A 26,266-nucleotide genomic window follows, 5' to 3' on the forward strand; every position below is an offset into this window, starting at 1 on the left:
ACACGAGTTTCATAGAGAGAAAAAAGACTCATGGCAGACAAAGCAAAAGTAGCGCTCATCATCAGTGAAACATCTGCGCATCTCGGCGCATATTTCCCGGCACTCGCCTCCTGCGAAGACATCAGCGAAGTCATCCTCAGCGACGAAGGCCAGAAGCATGTCGAGGAAGCCCGCAAGAAACTGGGTGATAAACTCACACACGTCTATCACAGTCCAGAAGAACTCTTTCAGAAAGAGAAACCCGATCTGGCGCTGATTACACTGGAAGCGGGCAAAGCGCCGGCAGCCATTAATATCGCCTTGGACCATAACTGTGCAGTTTTCGCAGAAAAGCCGGCCTGCACAAACATCGAAGCCTTTGAAGCGCTGGTCCAGAAAGCGGACAGTAAACATCTCAACCTGATGCTGGCGCTGGCCAATCGCAATAACCCCGAAGTCAAAGCTGCCCGCCGCATGATTCGCAAAGGGACGCTCGGAAAGATTTACGGCATCGAACTGAATTTCATTGCCGACCAGACCCGCTTAACCAGCAAGAGTTATCAGTCCGGCTGGTTTGCACAGAAAGCACGCGCAGGGGGCGGACATCTGATCTGGCTGGGCATTCACTGGCTCGACCTGGGCATGTACATTACCGACTCCAAAATCACCGACGTCAGCGGTTTCATCACCAATATCGGGGGACAGCCTCTCGACGTGGAAGACTCGGCCGCCCTCAGCCTCAAATTTGACAAAGGCTTTCTAGGCACGATGACGTCCGGGTATTACGTCAATCGCGGTAAACAGTCACTGATTAAAATCTGGGGGTCCAAAGGCTGGCTGGAAATGGATTACTCGACCGGCAAATATCTGCAATGGTCACTCTACTCGGATAAACCAGGGACGATTCATAAGTTCGAAGAATCGATTAAGCCCCGGGGTTACTCCCCCTGCGTGCACGCCGCCGTAAGGTCGGTTCTGGATAAGGAACCACCGACCCTCGACAGTCACGACAGTCTGCAGGTCTTAAGAACTATCTATGCTGCCTACAAAGCAGCAGAAACCGGCCAGACCCAGCAGGTGCGTATCGATTGAAGCCAGCTCAATACAAGCTCAAGGGGTCGGATAGGTGTGCCCCAGATCATTCGTGCGAATGTCTTTTAATTTTTCGGCGAGTTTCTCTTTAAACACCTTCACAGTCAACTGGTTTTCCGGTCGATCGGCCAGGTTGGTAAACTGCTGGGGATCATGCTGCATGTCATACAATTCGATCCCACCGGATGCATCTTCCTTGTATTGAATATAGGCCCAGCGTTCATCTCGCAGTAAAAAGCCACGGTTCCCCTTGTTTCGCGGGTCCACGCTGAATGCGGTATCGCGCACGCGTTTCTCTGGATTATCCAGCAGGGGCGAGAGATCTTTCCCCTGAATACCAGCCGGTATCTGTAAACCACATTGACCGCTGATCGTGGGATACAGATCCAGCAATTCCACCAGTGAATCACAAACCGCAGGCTGCTTGCCGGGCACACTGATGATCAAGGGGACTGCCGCCGATTCCTCATGCAGACTGACCTTGGCCCAGAAATCGTGTTCCCCCAGATGGTAGCCGTGATCGCTGGTGAAGATCACAATCGTCTGGTCCTCAATGCCGGCCCGTTTGACAGCATCCAGAACTTTCCCGACCTGCGCATCCATGTACGCGACCGATGCCAGGTAACCGCCCACCGCTTTTTTCTGACGTCTGACATCCATTTTCATATTCAGACTGGTTTTGTAATTGATTCCCCATCGGGGAATGTCATCCCAGTCGCCAGAGACTTTTTCAGGTAAGACGTGTTTAGAATACGGCAGAAAAGGAGGAAAGTAGGACTGCGGCGCAACGAAAGGGACATGTGGTCTCACAAATCCAACCCCCAGAAAAAAAGGTTCGTCTTTATGCTGCTCAATCAGTTCCACTGCTTTCCGCGCGGTCTTGCCATCAGAGTGCACCAGATCATTACCGTCCGCTTCCACCACGACGAACGTATTTCCCCCGACCGCGGGTTTCTTCCCGTCCGGGTTGTTTTCCAGAGTCTCCCCCTTCCCGGGTGCAGCCCACTCGGGTCCCTGGCTGTTGAATCGCTCGGTCCACGAAGCAGGATCGTCGGTACCATCGTTCCCTTTTTCAATATCACCGGGAACGCCCATGTGATAAATCTTACTGACGCGGGCGGAATAATAACCATGATTTTTGAAATGCTGTGCCCAGGTAGGACGGTCGCCAATATATGACCGCGGGCTCACGTATCCAAACGCCTTGGAGGCGTGGGGATAATAACCCGACATGAAAGAAGCGCGTGAGGGGCCACAATATGTTGCCTGACAGTATGCATGTGTGAAGCGCGTTCCCCGGGCTGCAATACTGTCAATATGGGGAGTCTGACACACCTGATTTCCATAACAGGAGAGCGCGGTTGCCGTCAGATCGTCTGAGATAATAAACAGCACATTGTATGGCTTTTCTGCTGCAACAACCTGGTTCAAACAATACAGCAGCCAGCAGGCCATGATCTGAAAAGCAGTTAATTTCATCGTTCACCCTGGCGATCAGAAGAATAAATACAGATGTAACATTTTTCGTCACTTCAAACATTCATTCTATGATCCGCAAGAACGGGTCACAACTCTCTTTCAGTCATAATCGCCGGCGGGAATCACATCTACAAAGGAGACTCCCACCCGCAGTTCATCGAAGTCCGTGGAATAATTACTGACGATTTTGACCCGATCAATCCGCAGATCAGGTGCCATCAATCTCAGGTCCACATCTTTCAGTTCGGGGATCTGATTCAACGGGGGATTTAACCAGAGATCGACTTCTTCCGCGCCGGGACGAAACAAAATTCGCACCACAATCAGGGCAGCCTGTCCCGAAAGAACCTCACTGGAGGCGGTATTGATTTCGGTACCGTTCACTTGACCGGCAGCAGCCCAGTTCCCGCGGTCGGCGGACGCCAGTTTTCCTATACGTAAGCTTGATTCTTCATTTCCGAAATCGATATATGCATAACGGCCACTGCCGGCATTATCATAAGACTGCACCATAAAGCTCATCCACAGAATTTCTCCGTCGGCTCCGAATCCCTTGGAGTCTAATAGTGCTTTCGGAACCTGCTGCAAATCCAGATAGCGCACGGCAACCGTTTCAGAACCAGCTCCTGAGCGATACTGCCCGCCTTTCGTCAACAGTATGTTTCCAAACTGATCGGAAAACCCGAGCTGGCCGAAAAGCCGCATATCGTTTTTCCCAAGGTTTACTTTCTTGGTATCGTGCACAATCATGGACCGGTTTTTTCCTTTATCGGCCCAGGGACCAGCCCAGCCAACTCCACCGGTCAGATCATTAATTCCCTCTGATGCTTTTTCCCCCAGAAGATTCTCTGAATAATTAAAGCCTTCATATAGAAACGGCTGAGCCGCGATACGAGCCATAAGGAATGTTTTTTTGACATAATCCGACTCGAAATTGATCGGTTCAAATGCCTTGTCTTCATCATAAGGCAGTTGGAAGTCTTTGATGAACATCACCGAGAGATTAATGGTCGAAACAATGCCAATTCCGATTAACAGAAACCAGCGCCAGGTTAAAATCCGCCGACCTTGTCTGGGTTTCGGCTTTGCTTTAGGCTTGGAAGAAACCGAATTGATCTCAAATTCCGCGTCCGTCGGCAGAATCAACGGTTCCTTGAGTTGTTTTTCCCGCTCACGTGCCTGTGCTTCACCAATCGAACGAACCTGGAAACGCTCCCGCAGATAAGAATGCAGAAACACGCGACGAAAGGCCTGGTCTGCATTTTCGCTGTCCGTCTTGATCCACTGCTCAAGCTTCCGGGCCTCTTCTTCGGAAAGCTCTTCCCCATCAAGATAGGCATCGATATTTTCGAGTGCCGTGCTCTCTACGAGTTCTGTTTTAGTTTCCGACATTCGCTTCACCAGCAGCTCGCTTTTGAACACAGTCCATCAATGTGGTCCGAATCCGGGATAAGGTCACTCGTACCGATCCCATCGAAGTTCCCAGTTCGTCGGCAATCTGCTTTGGCTTTAAATCATCGGTATAACGTAAACCAAGTAAGCGCCGCGAACGTTCTGTTAACTGATCCAGGCAATACTCCAGTAAATCCCGCTCCTCGGTCATCAACTGCTGAACCCGGGAGCAGGCATCTGCCAAAGCGTCCATCGCTTCACCCATGAACAAGACCCGATCACGTCGCTTACCTCGATAAAAATCGGCGATCTTAATTTTGGCGATCCATAATGCCCAGGGCAGGAACGGGCGAGATTTATCATATTCGTCATAACGGATCGCAATTTCTGCTGCGACCTCCTGTAGCAGATCCTCCGCATCACTGAACTGAGGAGTTGAAGCCACTACAAATGCCATCAGAGAGGGTTGAACTTTCACCCAGTTACGCGCGAGTTCAGCACGACTTTGAGCAGACTCGGTTTGCAATGTTCTTGTTTGTGTCGCATCCATCGGGCACGTACATCTTTTCTTAAACAGTTAGTATATTTTTTAAAGTTAATGTCACCAGATGAAACAGAGCGATAGCGAAATTCTGTCATGAAAGAAAAACTGTAATCTGGGCATTCACCAATAGCAATATTTTATATTGTAGTAGAATGTATTAAGATTAAATGAAGATACCGGAAGAACTTCAAATCATTCAGGTAAATTTCTGAAGATAGCACTATTCTCACTTTTTTAGAAATTAGTTGTTAACGTTTTGGCCCCTTTTGCGATATACAATAGAGGGCAAAATACACCCTGTTTCAAAACAGCTCATTCTGACAGAAAAAGTTGCTTTGTTCTCTACAGAATGAAGTTCTCCAATAGCTGATCTCAACTTTATCTATTCAGATCCCCACTATTCTATCCAGTGGTATTAATACGTAATCGTACTATTCCGAGCCTTTGATTTTTTGAGCAGTCGGAAGAACTCCTTCCACAGGCAGCGAATTACAGGGAGAGGCTGATTTTCCACCTGATTCCCCCGGCGGCAGAATCGCGCTTGAGTTAAACCTACTCATTCTGGTATAAACATACGCTGATCCGTAAGTATTCCAGACTCTTCATTCCAGAGAGCATTCGGCTGGCTCTCTGAAAATGCGAGCTCGCGATAAAACAGGGGGAATCGATGCTGTCATTCTTCAACGATCAGAATCAGCACCACTCCAGTTCACGACGACAGTTCCTGCAGATGGGGACACTCGGTCTTGCCGGACTGACACTGGCCGATCTTTTACGCGCTGAAGCACAGTCTGGTATTCTTAAATCAAATAAATCCATCATCAATGTGCATCTGGATGGTGGTCCTCCTCATATGGACATGATAGACCTGAAACCGGAGGCTCCGGCTGAAATCCGCGGTGAATTCCTGCCTGTCTCTACAAATGTCACAGGCGTGCAGATCTGTGAACTCCTGCCTCGCATGGCAGCCCAGGCAGATCAGTTCGCCTTGATTCGATCACTGGTGGGATCAGCAGGCGCCCACGACGCGTTCCAGTGCCAGTCCGGGTTTCGCAAAAAAGATCTCGCCTCAACGGGCGGACGCCCTGCCCTGGGTTCTGTTGTTTCGAAATTGAGAAGCTCACCAGCGGATCGCACCCCCTTATTTGTCGATCTGATGCAGGGACGCGGCCTGGTTCGAAACAGTGCCCGGCCTGGATTCCTGGGTCCCTCCTTTCAACCATTCCGGCCCGATCTCTCGGACCTGTTTGAACGCCAGTTGGAAAAAGGGATGCAGAGTGAATTGAAACGACTCGGCACAGATCATCAGGTCAGCCTGAAACTGAACCCCACGCTCAGTCTGCAACGACTGGAAAACCGTACGACCCTGCTCGCTGAACTGGATACGATCCGCAGCAGGGTGGACGCCAGCGGCATGATGGATGCCATGGACCGTTTTTCTCAACAGGCAGTCAGTATTCTCACTTCAGGCCGCCTGGCGGATGCGCTCGACCTGTCGCTTGAAGATCCAGTCACCCTGGCACGCTATACTCCGGCAAACCACTCAGAGACACCACGATTTTATACCAGTGAAGGTCCTCAGGCGGTGAAAAAGTTTCTGCTGGCGCGAAGACTTGTGGAAGCAGGGGTTCGTTGTGTCAGTCTTTCCATCAGCGATTTTGATACGCACTCCAGTAACTTCGATCGTCTCCGCCAGTTACTCCCGATTGTCGACCACGGATTAACGGCCTTGATCTCCGATCTGGAAGAACGAGGAATGCTGGACGATGTGACGATCGTCGCCTGGGGTGAATTTGGACGCACCCCGCGCATCAACTCCAAAAAAGGTGGCCGCGATCACTGGCCTCGCGTGGGCCCCGCCATTCTTGCCGGCGGAGGGATGCGTACTGGTCAGGTCATCGGTGCAACCGACCGTACGGCCAGCGCGGTTAAAGAACGCCCCGTACATTATAAAGATGTCTTCGCCACACTCTATCATAACCTGGGAATTGATCCGCATGCGGTCACGATCGAAGATCCCCACGGCCGCCCGCAATATCTGCTTGATGCCGGAACACGCATCCCGGAACTCGTCTGATTCGACTTCGTCATGAACGCAGTTGCTACTTGTTTCACTTGAATGGGACAGTTATGATCAATTGGACTGTGAGGGAGCCCTTGCAGTGCAGCTGCATCACTGAAAAACTGCCGCTTTCGAACAGGAGAGATTCAACGATGAAACAGATACTCACAATCGGAATGGTTCTATTTGTTCTCAGCAGTACCATCTCAGCGCAAGCCGCTGAACTGCCGCAATACAAACCTCTCTTTAACGGTAAAGATCTGACCGGCTGGGTGAATGTCAATACGGACAAAGACACCTGGTACGTGAAGGATGGCACGCTGGTCTGCACGGGACATCCTATCGGCGTGATGCGCAGCGACAGGCAGTACGAGAATTTTCTACTGCACATCGAATGGCGGCATATGGAAGCGGGTGGCAACTCGGGTGTCTTTGCCTGGAGCGAAGGAACCGTTCCCGAAGGCAGACGACTGCCCAAAGGAATGGAGATTCAGATGCTGGAACTCGACTGGGTGAATCAGCATAAACTGAAAGACGGCAGCCTGCCCCCGATCGCGTATGTCCACGGTGAACTCTTCGGCGCAAACGGGCTCATCACCACTCCTGATAACCCACGGGGTACACGCAGCAAATCGATCGAAAACAGATGCAAAGGTAAAGGACAATGGAACGTTTATGATGTGGTGTGCGTAGACGGGGTGGTCAAACTTTCCGTGAACGGAAAATTTGTCAACGGAGTCCGTAATGCGTCAATTAAAAAGGGCTATCTCTGCCTGGAATCAGAAGGGGCGGAAATCCAGTTCCGCAATATCCAGATTATGGAACTCCCGCCCGGCATCACGACTCAGGAACAGACCGCGCCGCTGCTGAAATAATCATAGACGAGCTGATCAGAATCGAGACCGCCACTTCCTAAACTAACCTCAGTAATTCCAAGGAGTTGTGTTTCATACGGATTCTTGACGATCGGTCTGAGGCAGCATATAATGGGATAAACAGATCCGCTGTCCAGCGGGGCTGTCAGCAAAGCCTCTGTATAAGAGCATGCGCAATCCCACCTTATTATTCCTGCCTGAGACTGTGATGCGATTTATGATTTTCAGCCCGCAATCGAGTCCTGTCCAATGTCGGATCTCTGCCCTCTTTCTACTCGGAACGATTGGCTGTTTTCTCTTCAACGTAGAAAATGCGTCTGGTGCCGCTGAATCAAATCCCAAAACAGGCGCGGCCATCTATCGCAAACTCTGTATCGAATGTCATGCGACCAATGGAAAAGGGGTGACTGACAAAGCGAATCCCTTCCAAGGCAGAAAAACACTCGACGAGCTGACCATGCTCATCGAAGAAACCATGCCTGAAGAAGATCCGGAACTCTGCAAAGGGGAAGCCGCCCGACAGGTAGCCGAATATGTCCTGCAGCATTTTTTCACCTCGACGGCTGGCGAGAACAGCCAGAGCGCGCGGGTTCAATTATCACACATGACGGTCAGGCAGTACCTGTATACTACGTCTGACTTGATGTCTTCGTTTCTAGGCACAGCGAAATCCACTACCAAGGAACGGGGTTTACGGGCCGAGTATTACTCAACTCGTAATTTTCGCGGCGACAAACGTGTTGAAAAACGCATCGATCCCATCGTGAACTTTCAGTTTGGTGACAAAACACCCGTTGATAAAATCAAAAACGCCGAAGAATTCTCCATGAAATGGGAAGGTTCTGTCCTAGCTGAAGAAACTGGTGACTACGAAATCATTCTCAAAACAGAAAACGGGGCGCGACTCTGGGTGAATGAGCAGGAGCCCATCATCGATGAGTGGGTCAGCTCTCAGGGACGTCCGAAAGAACACAAAGCGACGATTCGTCTGCTGGCAGGTAAACCCTACACATTAAAATTACATGTCTTCAAATATAAAGAGAAATCTTCATCCGTCGTACTGGAATGGAAACCGCCTCATAAAGCACAGGAAGTCATCCCGGCGCGAAACCTGACACCACAACAGGTACCTGGCACGTTTATCTGCTCTACCGTCTTTCCACCGGACGACAGTGTCTCGGGTTACGAACGCGGTATTGCAGTTTCCAAATCATGGGACGAAGCCACGACCTCCGCAGCGCTTGAAGTGATGGGAGTCGTCATCAAACACCTGGATCGGATGGCGGGCACAAAACAGGATGATCAAAACCGAACCGAAAAAATCAGACAGTTCTGCCAGCGTTTTGCGGAACTGGCCTTTCGACGTCCTCTGACAGACGAACAGAAAGCGTTTTTCGTCGATCAGCATTTCCAGAAAGAACTACCTGTAGAACTTGCTGCGAAGCGCGCTGTTTTGCTGATTTTGAAGTCTCCCCGTTTTCTCTACACGGACCGCGAATTTAATCCGCCGGACAGTTTCGACATTGCTTCCCGGCTCTCGTACGGCTTATGGGATTCCATGCCCGATCGGCAATTGTATGACGCCGCGAAAGCGAATCGTCTGAAAACACCAGAACAGATCAGGCAGCAGTCAAAGCGGATGCTTGAAGATCCAAGGGCCCAGGCCAAACTGCGTTACTTTTTCCATCATTGGCTGCAACTGGATGAAAAAGAAGAACTCGCGAAAGACAAAGCTCTCTTCCCGGATTTTGACGCGCAGGTGGTTTCCGACTTGCGAACATCCCTCGACCTGTTCATTGACGATGTCGTCTGGAACAGTGGCTCAGATTATCGTCAGTTACTGCTGGCAGATTATGTGTATCTCAATCCGCGTCTGGCAAAAGTTTATGGCGTCGAAATGCCTGAGAACGAGGATTTCCAGAAAGTATCCCTCGACCAGGACAAACGGGCTGGTGTGATTACCCACCCTTACCTGATGGCCAATTTCGCGTATCATAACCTGAGTTCCCCGATACATCGTGGTGTATTTGTCACCCGAAGGCTGCTGGGACGTTCCCTGAAGCCGCCTCCGCAGGCAACCGAATTCAAAGACGGTGACTTCAAACCGGGGATGACGACCCGTGAAAAAGTGGCGCTCATTACGAAACCTTCTGCCTGTATGTCCTGCCACAGCATCATTAATCCACTTGGTTTTAGCTTGGAGCACTTTGACGCGATTGGCCGATATAGAGAAAAAGAAGCCGACCGAACCATTGACGCCTCATCCGAGCTGCCGGTCCTCTCGGGTGATCCCGCCAGATTTAACGGTGCCCGGGATCTGGCAGAGTTTATTGCCAGCGATCATCAGGCGCACGCTGCCTTTGTCGACCAATTGTTCCACCAGGCGGTCAAACAGCCGATAAATGCTTATGGACCAAACATCCGTGAAGAATTAACCACAATTTTTGAAAAATCCGGCTATAATATACAACAGCTTTTGATCGAAATCATGCAGGTTGCTTCCCTCCATCAACCTCAATCCTGAGAAAGAGACAGACCATGGCTTTTCAATCCCGCCGCGCATTCCTGAAAGAACTCGGACTCTCCACCGCTGTCCTGCCGCTGATCATGCATCTGCCCAGCTTGGGCTTTGCCGCAGACGCCCGTGTTCGTAAACAACGTCTCATCGTGATGTTCAGCCCCAACGGTATCGTACCGAAAGCCTACTGGCCCGATGAAACAGGCGACAAATTTGAACTCAAAGAAATCATGGAGCCCCTGAAACCTTACCAGGACCAGATGCTGGTGATTAAAGGGATTGCCGACCGCGTTCGCGGCGACGGCGACAGTCACATGCGTGGCATGAGTTGTCTGCTGACTGGAATTGAATTACTGCCCGGTAATATTCAGGGGGGCTCTCACACACCCGCCGGCTGGGCCAGTGGAAATTCGATCGACCAGGAAATCAAACGATTCCTGCAAAGCCAGAAGGAAACGCGTACCCGCTTCGGTTCGCTGGAGTTTGGCGTGAATGTTCCGCATCGCGCTGATCCCTGGACACGCATGGTCTACGCCGGTTCCAATAAACCGATTGCCCCCATCGACGACCCGTACCAGATGTTCGAAAAAATCTACGGGTCCATGAAGGACCGTAAGAGTCTTGCCAGCATTCTGGATGACGTACGCGAAGATCTGAAAAAAGTTCGCACGAAACTCAGCAAAGAAGATCGCCAGTTACTGGAAGAACACGAAAGCTATGTCCGACAAATGGAACAGGAACTGAAAGCCGGCCAGGATCAGAAACTGGCTGTCGAAGTTCCCATCCAGGAAGTCGGCATCAAAAATGACAACGACAATATGCCGGTCACCAGCAAAATGCAGATTGATCTGATGGTCAACAGCCTTGCCAATGATATGGCACGGATTGCCACACTGCAGTATACCAACTCGGTCGGTCAGGCACGGATGAAGTGGCTGGGGATCGACGATGGTCACCATTCACTGTCACATAAACCGGACAGCGATGAAGAATCACAAAAGAAACTGATCAAAATCAACAAGTGGTTCTGCGAACAACTTGCTTACCTTGTGAAAAAACTCGACACGACGCCTGAACCCAATGGTGACGGTACACTGCTTGATAACACGACCATCGTCTGGACCAATGAACTGGGCAAAGGGAACTCACACACGCTGAATGACGTGCCCCTGGTACTGATCGGAAAAGGGCTCGACTTCAAAATGGGTCGTTCGCTGCAATTCAAAAACCTGGCACACAATCGTCTGCTGATGTCCTTCGCCCACGCGATGGGGCACCGGGTCAAAACCTTCGGGAATCCCAATTTCTGCGGCGACGGAATCATCTCTGAACTGACCTGATTACATTCCTCGCAGCATTACATTGACAATCACACAACTGCGTGTTTCTTTTCTTGTAGAGGAACACGCAGTTTTTTCTTACCGTCGCTGTCTGCGTTCTTTGACGATCTCGACTGGCTCTGTCATAATCGGTATTTCAGCTAGAACGAAATAATGAATCAGACAGAGCTCTGATGCGACGAAAGGAAACAGCAGCATGGATCACATTACTCGCCCCAAAGAAGAAGACGAATATTTTTTCGAAGAAGGCTGTTTCATACTCGAAATGTCACACCCCGATGAAGATCCAAAAGTCTCCCTCGCCCGAGCGCGTGTGGAACCGGGTAAGAAAACCCGCTTTCATCGGCTCAAAGGAACATTTGAGCGTTATATCATGCTCTCGGGAACCGGTCTCGTCGAAGTCGGCGACTATCCCCCCACCGAAGTCTATCCCGGCGATGTAGTTCGCATCCCCCCCGACACCGACCAGAGCATCACTAATATCGGCGAAGACGATCTGGTCTTCTTCGTAGTCTGTAATCCACACTTCCTCAAATCATGCTACATCGACACCGAAAGTGGACGATAGAATCCCCTTCTGTAACATATTAACACTATATACTTTAACCATTGTTAAGGTTATATATTAATATTTTAAAGATTTTGTTACCTTTCCACCTGTATTCCGTTAGATCTTGAGTACGATATTCATCTATTATTTAATAAATCTTCTCATTTCACAGTCTCTAATACATCCATCCCAATATCAGCTTCAATACTTTTTAATCCTGTAAATTCTAAGGGGGAGTTATTTGATGTCGAGGAACGTACACAGTAAGAAGGGATTCACCCTGATTGAGCTACTCGTGGTGATTGCCATCATCGCGATTCTGATTGCATTACTGCTGCCAGCCGTACAACAGGCACGCGAAGCAGCACGTCGCAGCACCTGTAAAAATAACCTGAAACAGATCGGGCTGGCATTACACAACTACCACGAGACACACCGTATCTTCCCTTATGGCTACAACACTGTTCCCGCTCCGGGTTGTTCCGATGGAACTGGAGACATCCGCACTGGCTGGGCGTTCTTCATCCTGCCGTTCATCGATCAGGCTCCACTCTACCAGTATTGTAACACTAATGGAGCCTCAGACTGTGCAATCTGGCACACCACGACTGCTTTGATTGATACCGGCGGAACCGGAGCCCGCGCTACGATTCCTGTCTACAACTGCCCTTCTGATCCCATGGGTGGTATCAATATCGATATCTCAACCAAAGTGTTTGGGAAATCCAATTACAAGGGAGTCACCAACGAAGCCACCAACCAGGCTTTTACGTTTGGCACCAGTGCCGTTACTTCTCGCATGCGTGACTTCACCGATGGAACCAGCAATACCATCCAGGTAGGTGAGGCTGCAACCATGGGAAATTATGTAGGGGCCGTCTGGATGGGCGTGATTGATGACGTTCATGATAATATGGCCAATGCAACCGCTACTGCTGCCTGGGCGATCAACGGAACCGATTCTGACGCGTTCAACAGTACCCATACTGGTGGATGCCACTTCCTCCTGGGAGACGGAAAAGTCCGTTTTATCTCCGAGAACATTAATCGTGAGCTTTACGAAGATCTGGCCACCAAGAATGGTGGCGAAGTCATCGGCGAATATTAAGCATTTTCCCGCCTGGCGACCTTAGAGTCGTTAAGCTGAAACCATTGCAATCTTCTAAGAGCCACAGGACTGCCTGTGGCTCTTTTTATGGCACGCCCAAATATAAACATTGCTTATTTAATATTATTGCAATAAGTTTCATTCCCTCTTAAAATGAGTTCTACAAACATTTTGTGTGATTGTTTTCCCACCTGATATTTTTCCTGCCTGATAATTTTCCTAAGGTTTTCCATGAATACTTTTACTTCGCGCGCAGCGCGCCGCTTTGGTTTTACCCTCATTGAATTACTGGTCGTGATCGCGATTATTGCGATTCTGATTGCCCTGCTCCTGCCTGCCGTACAACAGGCTCGCGAAGCAGCTCGCCGCAGTCAGTGCAAAAATAATATGAAACAGATTGGACTGGCGCTGCACAATTATCATGACGTCTACGTCAAATTCCCGATCGGTTCACGTTACCCCAATGACCAGCCGAACAACTGGCGTTTTGCATTATTGCCTTATATGGATCAGGCCAATATTTACGAGAAAGCAAAAACCGGACCCGGTTCTGACGTTGATTTCTGGGAAGGGGGCGGCGGCACTTATAACGGCGACACCCTGCTCTTCAAAGACAAAGTCATCACACCAATCTATATGTGCCCGTCCAGTTCAGACCCTGCGATCAGCTATGCCAACGGAGAGTTGGGACAAGGTTCACAGTCACACATGTATGTCGGCATCATGGGCGCATACCCTGATCCCGCCGGTAACTCTAATGTCGCTTATGAAACACAGTACAACAGTTTCGCGACAAACAATGGAACGCTGTTAATCAACGAATGTCGTGGTTTGCGCGATATCACCGACGGCAGTTCCAATACGATCATCATTGGAGAGCAATCACGCAACTCCAGCAGCAATCCTGTTCTCAGACGGTCCGATTATACCTCAGGCTGGGCAGGCACCAGTGTCGCAGGCACCGTTGCCCAATGGATCGCCGGCTCACCGATGCAACATAAATTCGGAACCGGAGTCACTTCGGTTTTTCACAGTCCGAACCCCAGTTCCACGGGCAGCGAAGCCAATGCCCAATGGGACTGGAACACACCGCTCACATCCTATCACACCGGCGGAGTCCATGTGCTGCTGGGTGATGGTGCAACTCGCTTCCTGGGCGACAATACAGACCTCCTGCTAATCCAGAAGTTGTGTGCACGAAATGACGGCATGACGGTCGGGGAATGGTAAGCCCCCTTTTCATTCTCTACCTGAAATTTCGATAGCATCCCGTGATTCGATCAGAATTCTCTTTGATCGAATCACCTGTTTTTCAACCGGACACTAAACATGCATTTTTATCAATTCAACCAATTAAAACATACCGCCTGCCTGCTCTTCTTGACGGCTTTCCTACCAGGCTGTGGTAGTGATCCCGACTCACGACCTACAGTAGAAATTAAGGGGACCGTAACCATGGACGGTTCTCCCCTGCAAGAAGCCAGCATCCAGTTCACGTCTCCCAAAACCGGGGAAAGCGCCTACGCGAACCTGGATGAAAATGGCAGGTATTCGATCACGTTTCCTAAAGCTGACATCGGTTCTGCATACGAAATCACAATCACCCCGCCGGTCGTCGAGGAAGAAAACGCGATGGCACTGGCAGAACAGGCTCAGAATAAATCAACCATGAAGATTCCAGCTAAATACTCTGATCGCACTACCAGCGGTCTTTCCGCCCGCGTTGAACAGGCGGGAACAAACGAAGCTGATTTTGAGTTAAAAAGTAAATAACCTTCTGCAGTTGTCTCATGAACAGGGTGATGTTTCAGGCAATCCTTTTACTTAACTTTTTTAACTATCTCCGTTTCGCTCTGAGAAGCAGACAGTTATACTCAAATCATCGGTGATGATTTATCAAAACCCACCTCTATTGGCTGACCATCAAAAAGGATCCTCTTATGAAATCGCCACTCGCCCCGCTCCTGCTTGCCGCCCTGGCATTGTTGATACCGTCGCAGGTGTTTGCTGAACTGCAGGCAGGTGCCACCATTGTTGATGTTACTCCCACCAAATTCCCTGTTCTTGTCAACGGCAGTATGACCAGTCGCAGCGTGAGCACGGTCAAAACCAAAGTCAACGCCCGCGCCATCGTTGTTGCTGACGGAGAAGAACGATTGGCGATTGTCGTTGTCGACAGTTGCATGCTGCCCCGTCCCCTGCTGGATGAAGTCAAAAAGCTGGCCGCACAACGAACCAAAATTCCTGCCGACCATATTCTGATCTCCGCCACGCATGCTCACTCGGCCCCTTCCAGCCTGGCCTGCCTGGGAACCGACGCCGATCCTGAATACGTCCCCTTTCTCAGAGGGAAACTGGTGGATGCGATCGCTGCCGCGGAAGCGAACCTGGAACCCGCCCAAGTCGGTTGGGGATCAGAAAACGCTGCCGACTACACGGCACTCAGACGCTGGATCCTGCGATCCGATCGACTCAGAAATGATCCGTTCGGCAATCCCACCGTCCGCGCCACCATGCACGCCGGTACCAACTGGGACAACGCCGTCGGTGAATCCGGACCAGAGGACCCGGAATTATCGTTGATCTCGTTCCGCGCGAAAAATGGACGCCCCATTGCGCTGCTGGCGAATTTCTCCATGCACTATTTCGGCGATGGAGCGCTCTCTGCTGACTACTTCGGCCTGTACTGTAATGGACTGCAGGAAAAACTGGGCAAAAAAGATGTGAAAGATGCACCCGCGTTTGTCGCCATCATGTCGCATGGTTGCAGTGGTGACATCTACCGCCGTGACTACACTAAACCCAAAGATCAATGGGCGATTACCAATGATATTAACGAGTATTCTGATGGGCTGATCAAAATCACCATGCAGGCGTACAAGAATATCAACTACCTTGAAGATGCTGATATCGAGATGGCGGAAAACCGTCTGCAGATGAACTATCGCGTTCCCAATAAACAGTTGCTGGAGTGGTCTCAGCGCATCGTGAAAGAACTCGGTGACCGTCTCCCTAAAACCCAGGAAGAAATCTACGCACGCGAACAGGTCATCCTGCACGAACGCCAGTCGACGGAAATCGTCACGCAGGCGCTTCGTATCGGCGATATTGCAATCACAACCACTCCCAATGAAACCTATGCGTTGACCGGCCTGAAACTGAAACGACAAAGCCCACTTAAACAGACAATGGTCATTGAGCTGGCCAATGGGGGCGACGGTTATATTCCTCCTCCTGAACAGCATCTGCTGGGGGGCTATAACACCTGGGCTGCCCGTTCTGCTGGTCTCGAAGTTTTAGCGGAACCCCGCATTGTAGAATCTGATCTGGAACTGCTGGAAAAAGTGACCAATCAGCGTCGCAAATTCTACCAGCAGAGTCGAGGACCGGCGACAGAAGCGATTCTCTCGCTCAAACCAGCCGCATACTGGCGTCTGGATGAATTCAACGGTCCGCGTGCCCGCGATCTGTCCGGTCATCAACGCGATGCTTTTTATGAACCGGCCATCGCTTACTTCCTGGAAGGCCCCAAATCGAAATCATTCTGTAAAGAGGGGGAAACCAACCGCGCAGTCCACTTCGCCGGGGATCGTCTGCAGTCTCGCATCAACGATCTCAGCGATCAGTTTACGATCTCACTCTGGCTCTGGAATGGCATGCCCCTGGATGCCCGCGAGATCAGCGGCTGGATGTTTTCACAGGGACCCGACCATGGGCTGGCCGCTTACGGAGATCACCTGGGTGTCGGCGGTACAGAGTTTCCCGGCAAACTGATCTTCATGAACGGAGCCGACCGTAAGCTACATTCAGGCAAAACGGCCATCAAACGCTGGACGTGGAACCACGTGGCCCTGGTCCGCGACGGGAAATCACTCAAAGTCTATCTGAACGGCAAACTGGAAATCGATCTGCAGACGACATCTGCCAAGGCTGGCCCGATGCTCGATCAGATCTTCTTCGGGGGGCGCACGGATAACCAGTCTAACTGGGAAGGACGCCTGGATGAAATCGCCGTCTTCAATCGCGTTCTGACTGATGCTGAAGTACAGAAACTGGCAAAATAGGAGTCTTCCTTAAAAGATATCCTGATAATATCAGCCCGATTGCTTCTGTGATCGGGCTGATTTTTTTGTCACCGTTGGAATTTCACATTCTCTGTCTCGAACAGGATTCCAGCATATTCAGACCCCCATATCGACTCTATAATAAGAGAAGATACCATTCTGAAATATCGCATCCCGTTTTCCACTCTGATTCCAGCGTCCCATGATTGAACACGACTATTCCATGATCGACCGGAGACTGCGCCGTGTGTTGCTCTTCGTGATCACGGTCAGTTTTGTACTGACACCGATCGCGGCACCAGATTTCTGGTGGGAGTTGAGCCGGGGACGCGTTGTCTTCTCCGAGCTGTCCCCTCCGGGCCCCCTGCTGACTGCAGGCACGAACATCGCTGAGGCAGACTGGCTGGGCGGACTTCCATTCTTTCTAACGTGGCAGTTAGCGGGAATTTCGGGACTGATGCTGCTTAAGTTTCTGGCCGCAGGCTTGCTGGGTTACGCGATCCTGCGACAGTTTGAAGCCCGTTTGCACTGGATTGCTTTTGCCATCGTCGTGCTGTCATTCGTGACTGCCAACTCTGCCTGGCAACCCACGCCGCGGCTCTTCGACTGCTGGTTTCTTCTGCTGACCTGTCTGCTGACAGAACGCTGGGCCCAGGCCCCCAATACAAAAAAATTGCTGCTCGTTTTACTGACGCTGTTGGCCTGGGCCAACCTGGCTCCGCTTTGTCTGCTGGGAATTGTTGTAGTCACCTGTGTTCCCTGGCTGCCGGGAATCTCTACCAGAAATTCATCGTTCCCAAAACAATCGGGACTGCTCGTTCTGTTCGCAATTATCGCCATCATGCTCACGCCGCGAGGCTGGTTGACTCCCTATGATTCGTGCATCCAGCTGTTTCCCGGCTTATTTTATGATCAGGGACTGCTCGCGCAGACAGTCTGGCACCCCACGTTTTCAGCGGGTTTGAATATTGAAACCATCGGGTTGAGTATCCTGACAATGGGTATGGCGGTCTACCTGCTGACTAATTGTCGAGGCTGGATCGAAAGCATCGCTTTTATCCTGTTCGCGATTCCCGCCTGGACAAACTACGACAGTCTGGCCCCCTGTGTAATCGGTATCTCCCTGCTCGCCTGCCACTGCCTGGCTACATATCCCCTATCATTTCACAGGCTGAAATTCAGTCGGTACATCTCTCCCTTAATGGGAAGATCATTACTGGTGATCGGTATTCTCATTCTATGCTTAAAATCCGCCTCCGGCACCTTGGCAGGGCAGTCACAACGTCTGGGCTGGGGTATTACTCCCGAATTGGATATTACACTGCTGGCAGAAGCCATCGGCCCGGTCGACTATCAGGGGACCGCGCACGGAATGGATATCGCTTCCACAGGCATGCTGACCTGGATCAAGGCCGATCGCAAAATCCGTCCCGTCAGAACCGTTCGGCAGGCGCTTCTCCAGGGACATCTGTATCAAGAACTTACTCTGAATGCCGAACTGTCCAATGGATGGGAGTTTCAACATCCGCGCGCCGACAACAGTTGGGGGGGCTGGTGGATTCGCCTTAAAAACAGAAACTGTCAACTTCTGCTCGTTCCCAATGGTGAAGCACAAACAATTCGTGCACTGCTCAACAGCCGCTGGCAACCCATGTCGATTGATGCCGCTATCATCCCCTACGGTTGGTCGGGGGAGCTATTGAGCAGTCCCAAAATTGTCGCTTTGTTACCCATCAAAGATTTTCTGAACCGGAAACAGTGGAACTACTCTCTCCCCAATCCATCCGGTACACCTGAGTGTTCTGACTGGTGGGGAATTCTGACTGGCTCGCCAAATCTGCATCCGGCGTTGTTACAGGCACGAACCTTTCGTGCCATGGAGTTGTATACCGCTGCATTGAGGGTTCTGCATCCTCTGCTGCAACATTATCCTTCGCCGGCGGTTCGCCGAGAGTTTATCCTCTGTCAGAAAGAACTGGCCTATCAGGAAAAACTGGAAACCGGTTTACACACTCCCAGTTCTCTCAGAACATTTGTCTTGATCCAGGCCCAGGGAAGCTCCGATGTGGACCTCATCCACGCAGGACCGATGCTCAATGAAACGGCTAACCCGCTTCGCACATCACATACTATCGAACGTGCCATTCAGCATTATACCCAAGGTGACTGGGAAGCGGCACTCAGAGAATTATCTAATACCGACAGCGAATCATTGTACGCGAAAGCTCATATCCTGCTGGAATCAGGAGACCCTGATGGCGCTAAAAAAACGTTTCGTCAACTGATTCAGCTTTATCCTGACGATCAACTGGCTAATCCCAGTAAGAATATGGTGGATACACTGCAATGAGCCGAAACAAGCCACTGATACCACCGCTGCTGATTCTGCTGCTGGCCTGTCTTTCAGGAACGGCCTGGTATCTGAACGGCTCTCAACAATCTGACCTGTTTATTCCCAAAGTGCGTGCCACCGTACAGCCGGTCAAAATGAAACAGTGTTGTGAATGTCACGATAAAGTCTGCCAGCAATACACCGGTGCGCCCCACTTGAGAACTCTTCGTAAAGCCACTGATCCGTCTGTGTTGGATAAATTTGCCGGTAGGAAGATTACGCTCAAAGAGAACGGACACACCTACCGCTTCTATAAAGACCACGACGAACTCTGGGTGAAGTGCGACGGTTATCCCAGCCCGGTTCGCATCGAATGGTTCTTCGGCTCCGGTCTGCACGCGATCACTCCCGTTTCCCTGTTCCCGAATGAAGCGGGTAAATCGGAACTGCTGCAACATATTGTCTCCTGGTACCCCTCTGATAAATTAGGTATCACACTGGGATTACAGGAACTGGCCCATGACCGGTCCGGCATTCAGGCACTCGGTGAAGTCAGTTCGCATGCCAGCACGTTGAACTGCTTTGGCTGTCATACTTCCTATCTGGGCGATGTCCAGGGAGAAATCAATACTAAAGAGATGATTGCCGGCGTCTCCTGTGTTCGTTGTCATCTGGAGGGAGAAGCGCATATTCAGGCCGCGGAACGGGGGGACAAGAATTTACACATTCTCAACTGGAATCAGCTGACGCCTCTCGATTCGATCAACCGTTGTGGAGAATGCCATCGCCGATCCGATCAACTGGAACCGGACGAAATCCATCCGGATAATAAACTGCTGATTCGCTTCGCTCCGGTCGGTCTGTCTCAAAGTCCCTGCTTTCTGAAGCAGAATGACGTGAAATTCGCCGATGGAAAAACGGCTCGCATGGATTGCACCACCTGTCACAATCCCCATGAGCAGGCGAGTCGAGATCCTGAATTTTATCGGCAGATCTGTCTGAACTGCCATAGCGATCTGAAAGATCATGCTCCGGTCTGTTCCAAAAAACCCATGCAAAGTGAGTGCCTGCAATGCCATATGCCTTCTGTTCAGGTTCACGATAACCTGCCGTTCACGGATCACTGGATTCGTATCCATGAACGTGACAAGGAACGCTTTCCGGAATTTCTGCTCAACAAATCAAACTGATGTTGTCACACGTCACACCAGCTACTACGATGTATTAGTACTTTGTTTCAAAGGAATACTGTGACTGCGAATGTATTACCCATCCTGTTATCTCTACTGATTCTGGTTTGCCCTTTCAATTGCATGCCAGAAATCGATGCTGGTACGGATGCCACGGCACACAGCTGCTGCAGTCACTGCCAGTCAAAATCGGAACAGGCACCGCTGGCCCCCTCTCCTGAATCTGACTGTTGTCAATGCCTCTGTTCGGGAGCCATTCAGGAACAGACCGCGCAGCTTGACGACGATACCACGTCTGCCTACTGGATCACTTTACCGCTCATCAGCCTTTCCAGTCCAACATTTATTGACGAACAGACTATTTTCGCGATTCCCGCGGAACCTGTTCCGCTCTACGGCCGCACGCTGCGCTGCCAGCAGATGTCCTTTCAGTGCTGATTTCATTCTGAATCTTTGATTCGCTCCCGTTACTCGATCTTAGCTTCAATTCTGCTGCGCGCTCCTGCCATTGAGACGCGTCGGCGGAAGCATTCAGAATGATTTTCCATGATCTGGTTTTCCCTCATTCCCTGGGAATATGGTGTCCGTAATCTCTTCAGGAGACCGGTGCGCACCCTGCTGACACTCTCAGGATTAACTACGGTAATCGTGCTGGTCTTTATTGTCATCGGGTTTATTCGCGGACTCGAACACTCACTCACCGCCAGTGGCGACCCTCAGGTCGCGTTATTGTTTTCACTGGGCATGGGAGAAAACCTGGAATACTCATCCATCCCGATGCGCAGCAGTGAACTGGTTGCTGCCAGTGTCGCTGGAATCAAAGAATTCAAAGAGCGTAAGTATGTCTCGCCGGAACTCTACCTGGGAACGCAGATTGAACTGCCTGAGCAGGGTCAGTCTTCCATGGGACTGGTACGGGGAGTCACACAGTCTGCCCTCCTGGTTCGCAGACAGGTGGAACTGGAATCAGGTGGCTGGCCTGCTCCGGGAGAAGTGCTGATCGGCACACTCGTCTCCACCAAACTGGGATTCACTGATCAGCAACTGGCCGTTGGCCAGAATATACTTCTGGAAGGTCGTACCTGGCGGATCAGTGGGACTTTCTCTGCAGCCGATTCCGCATTTGAATCTGAGATCTGGTGTCGCCTGGATGATCTGCAACAGGCAATGAAACGCCAGGACCTGAGTCTGGTCGCTGTTACAATGAACTCGCCCGCCGATTTTCCTGACCTGGATTTATTCTGCAAGGAACGTCTCGACCTGGAATTGCAGGCCCTGCGTGAAATCAATTATTACCAGGGGCTGAAAAAAGATTACGGGCCGATTCGCATGCTGGCCTGGCTGGTCGTTTTTCTCGTTTCCGGTGCAGGAGTATTTGCCGGTTTAAATACGCTTTACGGTGCAGTCGTCGGCCGCACGCGCGAATTATCTACATTGCAGACACTCGGTTTTTTACGCCGCGCAATTGTGATCAGCCTGATACAGGAAGGCGTGTTGCTGTCGACTGCTGCCAGCCTGATTGCTGCTCTGATTGCCGTATTTCTGATTAACGGAGTTGCGGTACGTTTTACGATGGGAGCATTTTCGCTCCAGATCGATAGTATTTCACTTTTAATCGGCAGTGGAGTCGGCGTGCTGCTGGGCCTGCTGGGAGCAATCCCCCCTGCTCTGCGGGCACTACGGTTACCTGTGGTCGATGGTTTGAAATCAGTTTAACTCTATCTCGAATACTGTGTTCGAGTATCTGTTTTTTTAAAAGGATTGAAACGAATGAATTTTTCAGTAACCCCCCTCGTATTTTCTGTTGTTATGGCCGTTCTGGTTTCGGGATGCGGACAATCTGCTCCCGAACAGGCGACTTCCACAGAACCAGATACTGCCGAAGCGGTAACAACTTCAGACGTGTTGCTCACCAGTGAACCAACGGGTGCAGAAGAAGTAATCGCGGCTCGTAAATCCGCAGAAGACAACTCTGAAGTCGTCGTGGTCGGCCGGATTGGTGGCAGCGAAAATCCCTGGGTCGACGGTCGAGCTGTATTCTCAATTGTGGATAACTCGCTGAAAGCCTGCTCTGACATTGAAGGCGATGGGTGTCCAAAACCCTGGGATTACTGTTGTGAAACAGACAAACTCCCGACTGCAACGGCGCTGGTCAAAGTCGTAGATCAGGACGGCACTCTCATCAATGAAGATGCGCGTAAGTTGTTAAATCTGAAAGAACTGCAGACGGTTGTCGTCAAAGGTAAAGCCAAACGTGACGACGCGGGAAATCTGACCGTATTTGCCAATGGAATTTTTGTACGGAAGTAAACCATGTCACAAGTCGACCTATCACAGTTAGCCATTGATCGCAGTGCGCCCTCACAGGTAAGAGGGCACACGCGATTGCGGCTTGTTACGCGTTTTCTGCTGCCCGGTGTACTCATCTTCGGTTTTCTGGCGCTGATCACCTGGGCCGCCCGTGATTTTATTTTTCCTCCCCGCCAGGTCACCGTTATGCCTGTCATCGTCACGCAAGCATCGATTCGGAATGCTGGCACACCTTTGTTCCAGGCAGCAGGCTGGGTGGAGCCGCGTCCCACTCCTGTCCGCGTCGCTGCATTATCCCCCGGGGTCATTGAAGAACTGCTGGTTGTCGAAGACCAGAAAGTGAAACGGGGAGAACCGATTGCGTTACTGGTCAAAGAAGATGCTGCACTCTCAGTGCGCGCTGCCACTGCGGATCTCAAACTGCGTGAAGCGGAACTCAAACAGGCCAAAGCCACCTTAGCTGCTGCTGAAGTACGTCTGGCGCAACCCGTGCATCGTGAAGCAACATTAAGGGCTGCCGAAGCGGAGCTGGCAAAAATTGAAACCGAACTGAAAAACCTTCCCTTCATGGTCCGTCGCGCTCAGTCAGAATTAAATTTTGCGCAGAACGATTATAAACGCAGGCTGTCAGCCAAAGCAGCAGTCTCACAACGGGCTGTTGACGAAGCGTTGACGGCACTGGAATCGGCGCGGGCAGCTGCGGAAGAACTGGAGGGACGCCAGGTTTCGCTGGTGGCAGAACGCAAAGCCCTGAAGTCACGCTGCGATGCTCTCAGCAAGGAACTGGAACTGCTGACCGAAGAAACTCAGGCGCGAGATGAAACCATCGCCATCATCCAGGCAGCCACTGCACGCCTGGATCAGGCGCGCGTCGCCGTGGATCAGGCAAAACTGACATTAGACCGCATGACGATCCGTGCCCCGGTCTCTGGTCGCATTTATCGGCTGATTGGTCATCCTGGATCGAGTGTCGGCAACATGCTCACACAAATGTCAAGCCATGATGGTAGTACCGTCGTCACCATGTACCAGCCGGAAATGCTGCAGGTTCGCGTCGATGTCCGCTTTGAGGATATTCCCAAAGTCAGCCTGGATCAGCCTGTTGAGATCAATAACCCGGCTCTTAGTGAGTCGGTTACAGGTAAAGTACTCTTCATCAGTTCCGAAGCCGACATTCAGAAAAATACACTGCAGGTCAAAGTCGACATCGATGCTGCAAACCCGGTGTTAAAACCGGAAATGCTGGTCGATGTCACTTTTCTGGCTCCGAAACCTGCAAAAGATGCGGAAGCCGAAACAGAGGAAACGCGTATTTATATTCCGCGCAATATGATCGAGCAGAATGCAGCGGGGCAAAATATCGTCTGGATAGCCGATCAATCGACTCGCACGGCTCAACCACAAATCATTCAAACCGAATCCAGTTCAAGTGGACCGCTGGTCGAAGTTACAAATGGTTTAAATATGACCAGCCACCTGATTTCGTCATCCACAGCCGATCTTGAACCGGGCAGACGTATCTTGATCACCGGCGAAACCGATCAAAAAGGAAATTGAATATGTCACTTGTTGTCATCAGAAATCTGACGAAACAATATCACAAGGGGGGTGAATCGATCACTCCGCTGGATCAGGTCAGCCTGAATATCGAGCAGGGAGAATTCCTGTCTCTCATGGGTGCCAGCGGTACTGGAAAATCGACGCTGCTGAATCTGATCGCCAGCATCGACCATCCGGACTCCGGTTCCATTCACGTCGATGGTGTCGAAATTACGAAACTTTCCCGTTCTCAACTGGCCCGATGGCGGGCGGCAAACCTGGGCTACATTTTCCAGACCCATAACCTGGTCCCCGTTTTAACTGCTTACGAAAACGTGGAACTCCCCCTGCTGCTGTTACCCATGTCTCGTGTCGAACGCAGGAAACGGGTGGAAGTCGCGTTGCAGGCTGTTGACCTGCTGGACCGGGCAGACCACTATCCGCGGCAGATGTCCGGCGGTCAGGAACAACGTGTGGGCATTGCCCGCGCGATCGTCAAACATCCAAAAATCGTGGTCGCCGACGAACCAACGGGCGATCTGGATCCGGAAACCTCTGATCAAATCCTGTCTCTACTCAAACGGCTCAATCGGGAACTGGATATCACGATGCTGATGGTCACCCATGACGCCGAAGCCGCCGGTATCGCCGATCGTCGGTTTTACCTGGATCATGGAAAACTGATTCTCAGACAGTCACCGGAGCACGCCGAACTGACGAATACAGCTGCAACAGCCGGAGAAGCGCCATGAAACTGATCGCTTACATCATGAAAACCCTGTGGGGGCATCGTGCCCGGACCATGCTTACCGTCGCTGGTTCTGCGGTCGCATTATTCGTCTTCTGTTTTATTCAGTCAATCCAGGAAGGCATGAACGATCTCAAACAGCGGCAGGAAGCCCGCGGTTCATTGATTGTTTTCCAGGCAAACAAATTCTGCCCGGCAACCAGTCACCTTCCCCAGGATTATGATCAGCAGATTTCTAAATTCGCCGGGGTCAAAGATGTCATTCCCATTCAGGTCTTCACCAATAACTGTCGTGCCAGTCTGGATGTCGTAGTGTTTTATGGCGTTCCACCGAAGAAACTGCGTTCCGCGCGTGACTTTGAATTTATCTCAGGTAACTGGAACGAGTTCGAAACGCATCAGGATGCCGCCATAGTGGGTCAGTCTGTTGCCAATCGCAGGAAAATCAAGGTCGGCGATAAATTTTCCATCGGCGATCTGTCGGTGAACGTCGCGGGCATTTATCGTTCGGAGAATCCCGCAGAAGAAAACTACATCTACAGCCATCTGGAGTTTCTACAGCGTCGTCAGGGCGCGAATCTGGTGGGTACAGTCACACAATTAGAAGTGATTCTTGTACCGGGTACCGATCCCATGCAAGTCAGCACAGCCATTGATGAGCGATATCGTAAAGGACCCGTGGAAACCAATACACGTGCCAAGGGAGTGTTTCAGGCCAAAAGTCTGGGGGATCTTTCTCAACTGATCGAAATGGCCCACTACCTGGGACTGGCTTGTGTCGGACTGGTCCTGGCCCTGGTGGCAACGACCACTCTGATGTCAGTCGAAGACCGAATCCAGGAACACGCGGTGTTACGCACGCTTGGTTTTTCCGGATTCAAAGTTTTCACGCTGGTTCTGGCAGAGAGCACTTTTCTCAGTGTAGCTGGTGGCACCCTGGGAGTCGGAACCGCTCTGGTGGTTCTTAAACTGAGCAGTCTTTCCGTTGGTGCGGAAGCAGTCACCGTCGCCTTTATTCCCTCACTGCATCTGGCCTGGGTCGGCATGCTGCTGGCATGTGTGACGGGGATCTGCGCAGGCATCATTCCTGCCAGTTATGCTTCTCGTGCAGAAATTGTGCCGGCATTACGAAATGTCTGACCGA

21 protein-coding genes are annotated in these 26,266 nt (G+C 51.0%); 18 read left to right on the forward strand and 3 right to left on the reverse strand.

Annotation, left to right across the window (positions count from 1 at the left end; genetic code table 11):
* Positions 1-30: 30 nt before the first annotated feature.
* Positions 31-1,071 carry a Gfo/Idh/MocA family protein gene (locus GmarT_RS16145; RefSeq protein WP_002647984.1) on the forward strand — a complete coding sequence of 347 codons (1,041 nt, stop codon included), beginning with the start codon at positions 31-33 and terminating at the stop codon, positions 1,069-1,071.
* 18 nt (positions 1,072-1,089) lie between these two features.
* Here the strand turns inward: GmarT_RS16145 and GmarT_RS16150 are convergent, their stop codons facing one another.
* The 3 genes from GmarT_RS16150 to GmarT_RS16160 all read right to left on the reverse strand — a co-directional run bounded on the left by GmarT_RS16150 (position 1,090) and on the right by GmarT_RS16160 (position 4,492).
* Complete coding sequence (locus GmarT_RS16150) at positions 1,090-2,550, reverse strand: sulfatase (RefSeq protein WP_002647983.1); 1,461 nt, start codon at positions 2,548-2,550, stop codon at positions 1,090-1,092.
* A gap of 99 nt (positions 2,551-2,649) precedes the next feature.
* Entirely contained in the window at positions 2,650-3,942 is a 1,293-nt protein-coding gene (locus GmarT_RS16155) for an anti-sigma factor family protein (protein ID WP_002647982.1), read from the reverse strand.
* Positions 3,929-4,492, reverse strand: coding sequence for a sigma-70 family RNA polymerase sigma factor (locus GmarT_RS16160; protein WP_002647981.1), 564 nt, complete (start codon positions 4,490-4,492; stop codon positions 3,929-3,931). The genes GmarT_RS16155 and GmarT_RS16160 overlap by 14 nt, the downstream gene beginning before the upstream one ends.
* A 661-nt stretch (positions 4,493-5,153) precedes the next feature.
* Here GmarT_RS16160 and GmarT_RS16165 point away from each other — a divergent pair.
* The 17 genes from GmarT_RS16165 to GmarT_RS16245 all read left to right on the forward strand — a co-directional run bounded on the left by GmarT_RS16165 (position 5,154) and on the right by GmarT_RS16245 (position 26,262).
* Positions 5,154-6,563, forward strand: coding sequence for a DUF1501 domain-containing protein (locus tag GmarT_RS16165; protein WP_002647980.1), 1,410 nt, complete (start codon positions 5,154-5,156; stop codon positions 6,561-6,563).
* A gap of 137 nt (positions 6,564-6,700) precedes the next feature.
* Complete coding sequence (locus tag GmarT_RS16170) at positions 6,701-7,423, forward strand: 3-keto-disaccharide hydrolase (RefSeq protein ID WP_002647979.1); 723 nt, start codon at positions 6,701-6,703, stop codon at positions 7,421-7,423.
* Between the two features lie 169 nt (positions 7,424-7,592).
* Positions 7,593-9,947: a DUF1592 domain-containing protein gene (locus tag GmarT_RS16175; RefSeq protein ID WP_002647978.1), complete on the forward strand. Its 2,355-nt coding sequence runs from the start codon at positions 7,593-7,595 to the stop codon at positions 9,945-9,947.
* 14 nt (positions 9,948-9,961) lie between these two features.
* Positions 9,962-11,281 (forward strand): DUF1552 domain-containing protein, encoded by a 1,320-nt coding sequence (locus GmarT_RS16180; RefSeq protein WP_002647977.1) that lies wholly within the window; start codon positions 9,962-9,964, stop codon positions 11,279-11,281.
* 196 nt (positions 11,282-11,477) lie between these two features.
* A complete protein-coding gene (locus GmarT_RS16185) occupies positions 11,478-11,849 on the forward strand; it encodes a cupin domain-containing protein (RefSeq protein WP_002647975.1) in 372 nt (123 codons plus the stop codon).
* Between the two features lie 226 nt (positions 11,850-12,075).
* Positions 12,076-12,939 (forward strand): DUF1559 domain-containing protein, encoded by an 864-nt coding sequence (locus tag GmarT_RS16190; protein WP_044239264.1) that lies wholly within the window; start codon positions 12,076-12,078, stop codon positions 12,937-12,939.
* A gap of 231 nt (positions 12,940-13,170) precedes the next feature.
* Positions 13,171-14,169 carry a DUF1559 domain-containing protein gene (locus tag GmarT_RS16195; RefSeq protein ID WP_002647973.1) on the forward strand — a complete coding sequence of 333 codons (999 nt, stop codon included), beginning with the start codon at positions 13,171-13,173 and terminating at the stop codon, positions 14,167-14,169.
* A gap of 225 nt (positions 14,170-14,394) precedes the next feature.
* Positions 14,395-14,712, forward strand: a complete 318-nt coding sequence (locus GmarT_RS16200) for a peptidase associated/transthyretin-like domain-containing protein (RefSeq protein ID WP_149302967.1) — start codon at positions 14,395-14,397, stop codon at positions 14,710-14,712.
* Positions 14,713-14,879: 167 nt separating this feature from the next.
* Positions 14,880-17,003 carry a neutral/alkaline non-lysosomal ceramidase N-terminal domain-containing protein gene (locus tag GmarT_RS16205; RefSeq protein WP_052301264.1) on the forward strand — a complete coding sequence of 708 codons (2,124 nt, stop codon included), beginning with the start codon at positions 14,880-14,882 and terminating at the stop codon, positions 17,001-17,003.
* Positions 17,004-17,205: 202 nt separating this feature from the next.
* Positions 17,206-19,353, forward strand: a complete 2,148-nt coding sequence (locus GmarT_RS16210; RefSeq protein ID WP_002647520.1) for a tetratricopeptide repeat protein — start codon at positions 17,206-17,208, stop codon at positions 19,351-19,353.
* On the forward strand, positions 19,350-20,525 hold the full coding sequence (locus tag GmarT_RS16215; protein ID WP_002647519.1) for a multiheme c-type cytochrome: 1,176 nt from the start codon (positions 19,350-19,352) through the stop codon (positions 20,523-20,525). Before GmarT_RS16210 ends, GmarT_RS16215 begins: the two co-directional genes overlap by 4 nt.
* Positions 20,526-20,585: 60 nt before the next feature.
* Positions 20,586-20,963, forward strand: coding sequence for a hypothetical protein (locus tag GmarT_RS16220; RefSeq protein ID WP_002647518.1), 378 nt, complete (start codon positions 20,586-20,588; stop codon positions 20,961-20,963).
* Positions 20,964-21,071: 108 nt separating this feature from the next.
* Positions 21,072-22,241, forward strand: coding sequence for an ABC transporter permease (locus tag GmarT_RS16225; protein WP_002647517.1), 1,170 nt, complete (start codon positions 21,072-21,074; stop codon positions 22,239-22,241).
* Between the two features lie 54 nt (positions 22,242-22,295).
* Entirely contained in the window at positions 22,296-22,835 is a 540-nt protein-coding gene (locus GmarT_RS16230; RefSeq protein ID WP_002647516.1) for a hypothetical protein, read from the forward strand.
* 3 nt (positions 22,836-22,838) lie between these two features.
* On the forward strand, positions 22,839-24,392 hold the full coding sequence (locus GmarT_RS16235) for an HlyD family secretion protein (protein ID WP_044238826.1): 1,554 nt from the start codon (positions 22,839-22,841) through the stop codon (positions 24,390-24,392).
* 2 nt (positions 24,393-24,394) lie between these two features.
* A complete protein-coding gene (locus GmarT_RS16240; RefSeq protein WP_002647514.1) occupies positions 24,395-25,126 on the forward strand; it encodes an ABC transporter ATP-binding protein in 732 nt (243 codons plus the stop codon).
* Positions 25,123-26,262 carry an ABC transporter permease gene (locus GmarT_RS16245; RefSeq protein ID WP_002647513.1) on the forward strand — a complete coding sequence of 380 codons (1,140 nt, stop codon included), beginning with the start codon at positions 25,123-25,125 and terminating at the stop codon, positions 26,260-26,262. The genes GmarT_RS16240 and GmarT_RS16245 overlap by 4 nt, the downstream gene beginning before the upstream one ends.
* Positions 26,263-26,266 lie beyond the last annotated feature (4 nt).

Source organism: Gimesia maris (genome assembly GCF_008298035.1).
Lineage (GTDB): Bacteria > Planctomycetota > Planctomycetia > Planctomycetales > Planctomycetaceae > Gimesia > Gimesia maris.

Coding starts and splice junctions, on each gene's coding strand:
- GmarT_RS16165 (WP_002647980.1), top strand. CDS start 5,154: ATGCTGTCATTCTTCAACGATCAGAATCAGCACCACTCCAGTTCACGA.
- GmarT_RS16160 (WP_002647981.1), bottom strand. CDS start 4,492: ATGGATGCGACACAAACAAGAACATTGCAAACCGAGTCTGCTCAAAGT.
- GmarT_RS16245 (WP_002647513.1), top strand. CDS start 25,123: ATGAAACTGATCGCTTACATCATGAAAACCCTGTGGGGGCATCGTGCC.
- GmarT_RS16170 (WP_002647979.1), top strand. CDS start 6,701: ATGAAACAGATACTCACAATCGGAATGGTTCTATTTGTTCTCAGCAGT.
- GmarT_RS16205 (WP_052301264.1), top strand. CDS start 14,880: ATGAAATCGCCACTCGCCCCGCTCCTGCTTGCCGCCCTGGCATTGTTG.
- GmarT_RS16230 (WP_002647516.1), top strand. CDS start 22,296: ATGAATTTTTCAGTAACCCCCCTCGTATTTTCTGTTGTTATGGCCGTT.
- GmarT_RS16225 (WP_002647517.1), top strand. CDS start 21,072: ATGATCTGGTTTTCCCTCATTCCCTGGGAATATGGTGTCCGTAATCTC.
- GmarT_RS16210 (WP_002647520.1), top strand. CDS start 17,206: ATGATTGAACACGACTATTCCATGATCGACCGGAGACTGCGCCGTGTG.
- GmarT_RS16155 (WP_002647982.1), bottom strand. CDS start 3,942: ATGTCGGAAACTAAAACAGAACTCGTAGAGAGCACGGCACTCGAAAAT.
- GmarT_RS16150 (WP_002647983.1), bottom strand. CDS start 2,550: ATGAAATTAACTGCTTTTCAGATCATGGCCTGCTGGCTGCTGTATTGT.
- GmarT_RS16145 (WP_002647984.1), top strand. CDS start 31: ATGGCAGACAAAGCAAAAGTAGCGCTCATCATCAGTGAAACATCTGCG.
- GmarT_RS16200 (WP_149302967.1), top strand. CDS start 14,395: ATGGACGGTTCTCCCCTGCAAGAAGCCAGCATCCAGTTCACGTCTCCC.
- GmarT_RS16190 (WP_044239264.1), top strand. CDS start 12,076: ATGTCGAGGAACGTACACAGTAAGAAGGGATTCACCCTGATTGAGCTA.
- GmarT_RS16235 (WP_044238826.1), top strand. CDS start 22,839: ATGTCACAAGTCGACCTATCACAGTTAGCCATTGATCGCAGTGCGCCC.
- GmarT_RS16180 (WP_002647977.1), top strand. CDS start 9,962: ATGGCTTTTCAATCCCGCCGCGCATTCCTGAAAGAACTCGGACTCTCC.
- GmarT_RS16240 (WP_002647514.1), top strand. CDS start 24,395: ATGTCACTTGTTGTCATCAGAAATCTGACGAAACAATATCACAAGGGG.
- GmarT_RS16215 (WP_002647519.1), top strand. CDS start 19,350: ATGAGCCGAAACAAGCCACTGATACCACCGCTGCTGATTCTGCTGCTG.
- GmarT_RS16195 (WP_002647973.1), top strand. CDS start 13,171: ATGAATACTTTTACTTCGCGCGCAGCGCGCCGCTTTGGTTTTACCCTC.
- GmarT_RS16175 (WP_002647978.1), top strand. CDS start 7,593: ATGCGCAATCCCACCTTATTATTCCTGCCTGAGACTGTGATGCGATTT.
- GmarT_RS16185 (WP_002647975.1), top strand. CDS start 11,478: ATGGATCACATTACTCGCCCCAAAGAAGAAGACGAATATTTTTTCGAA.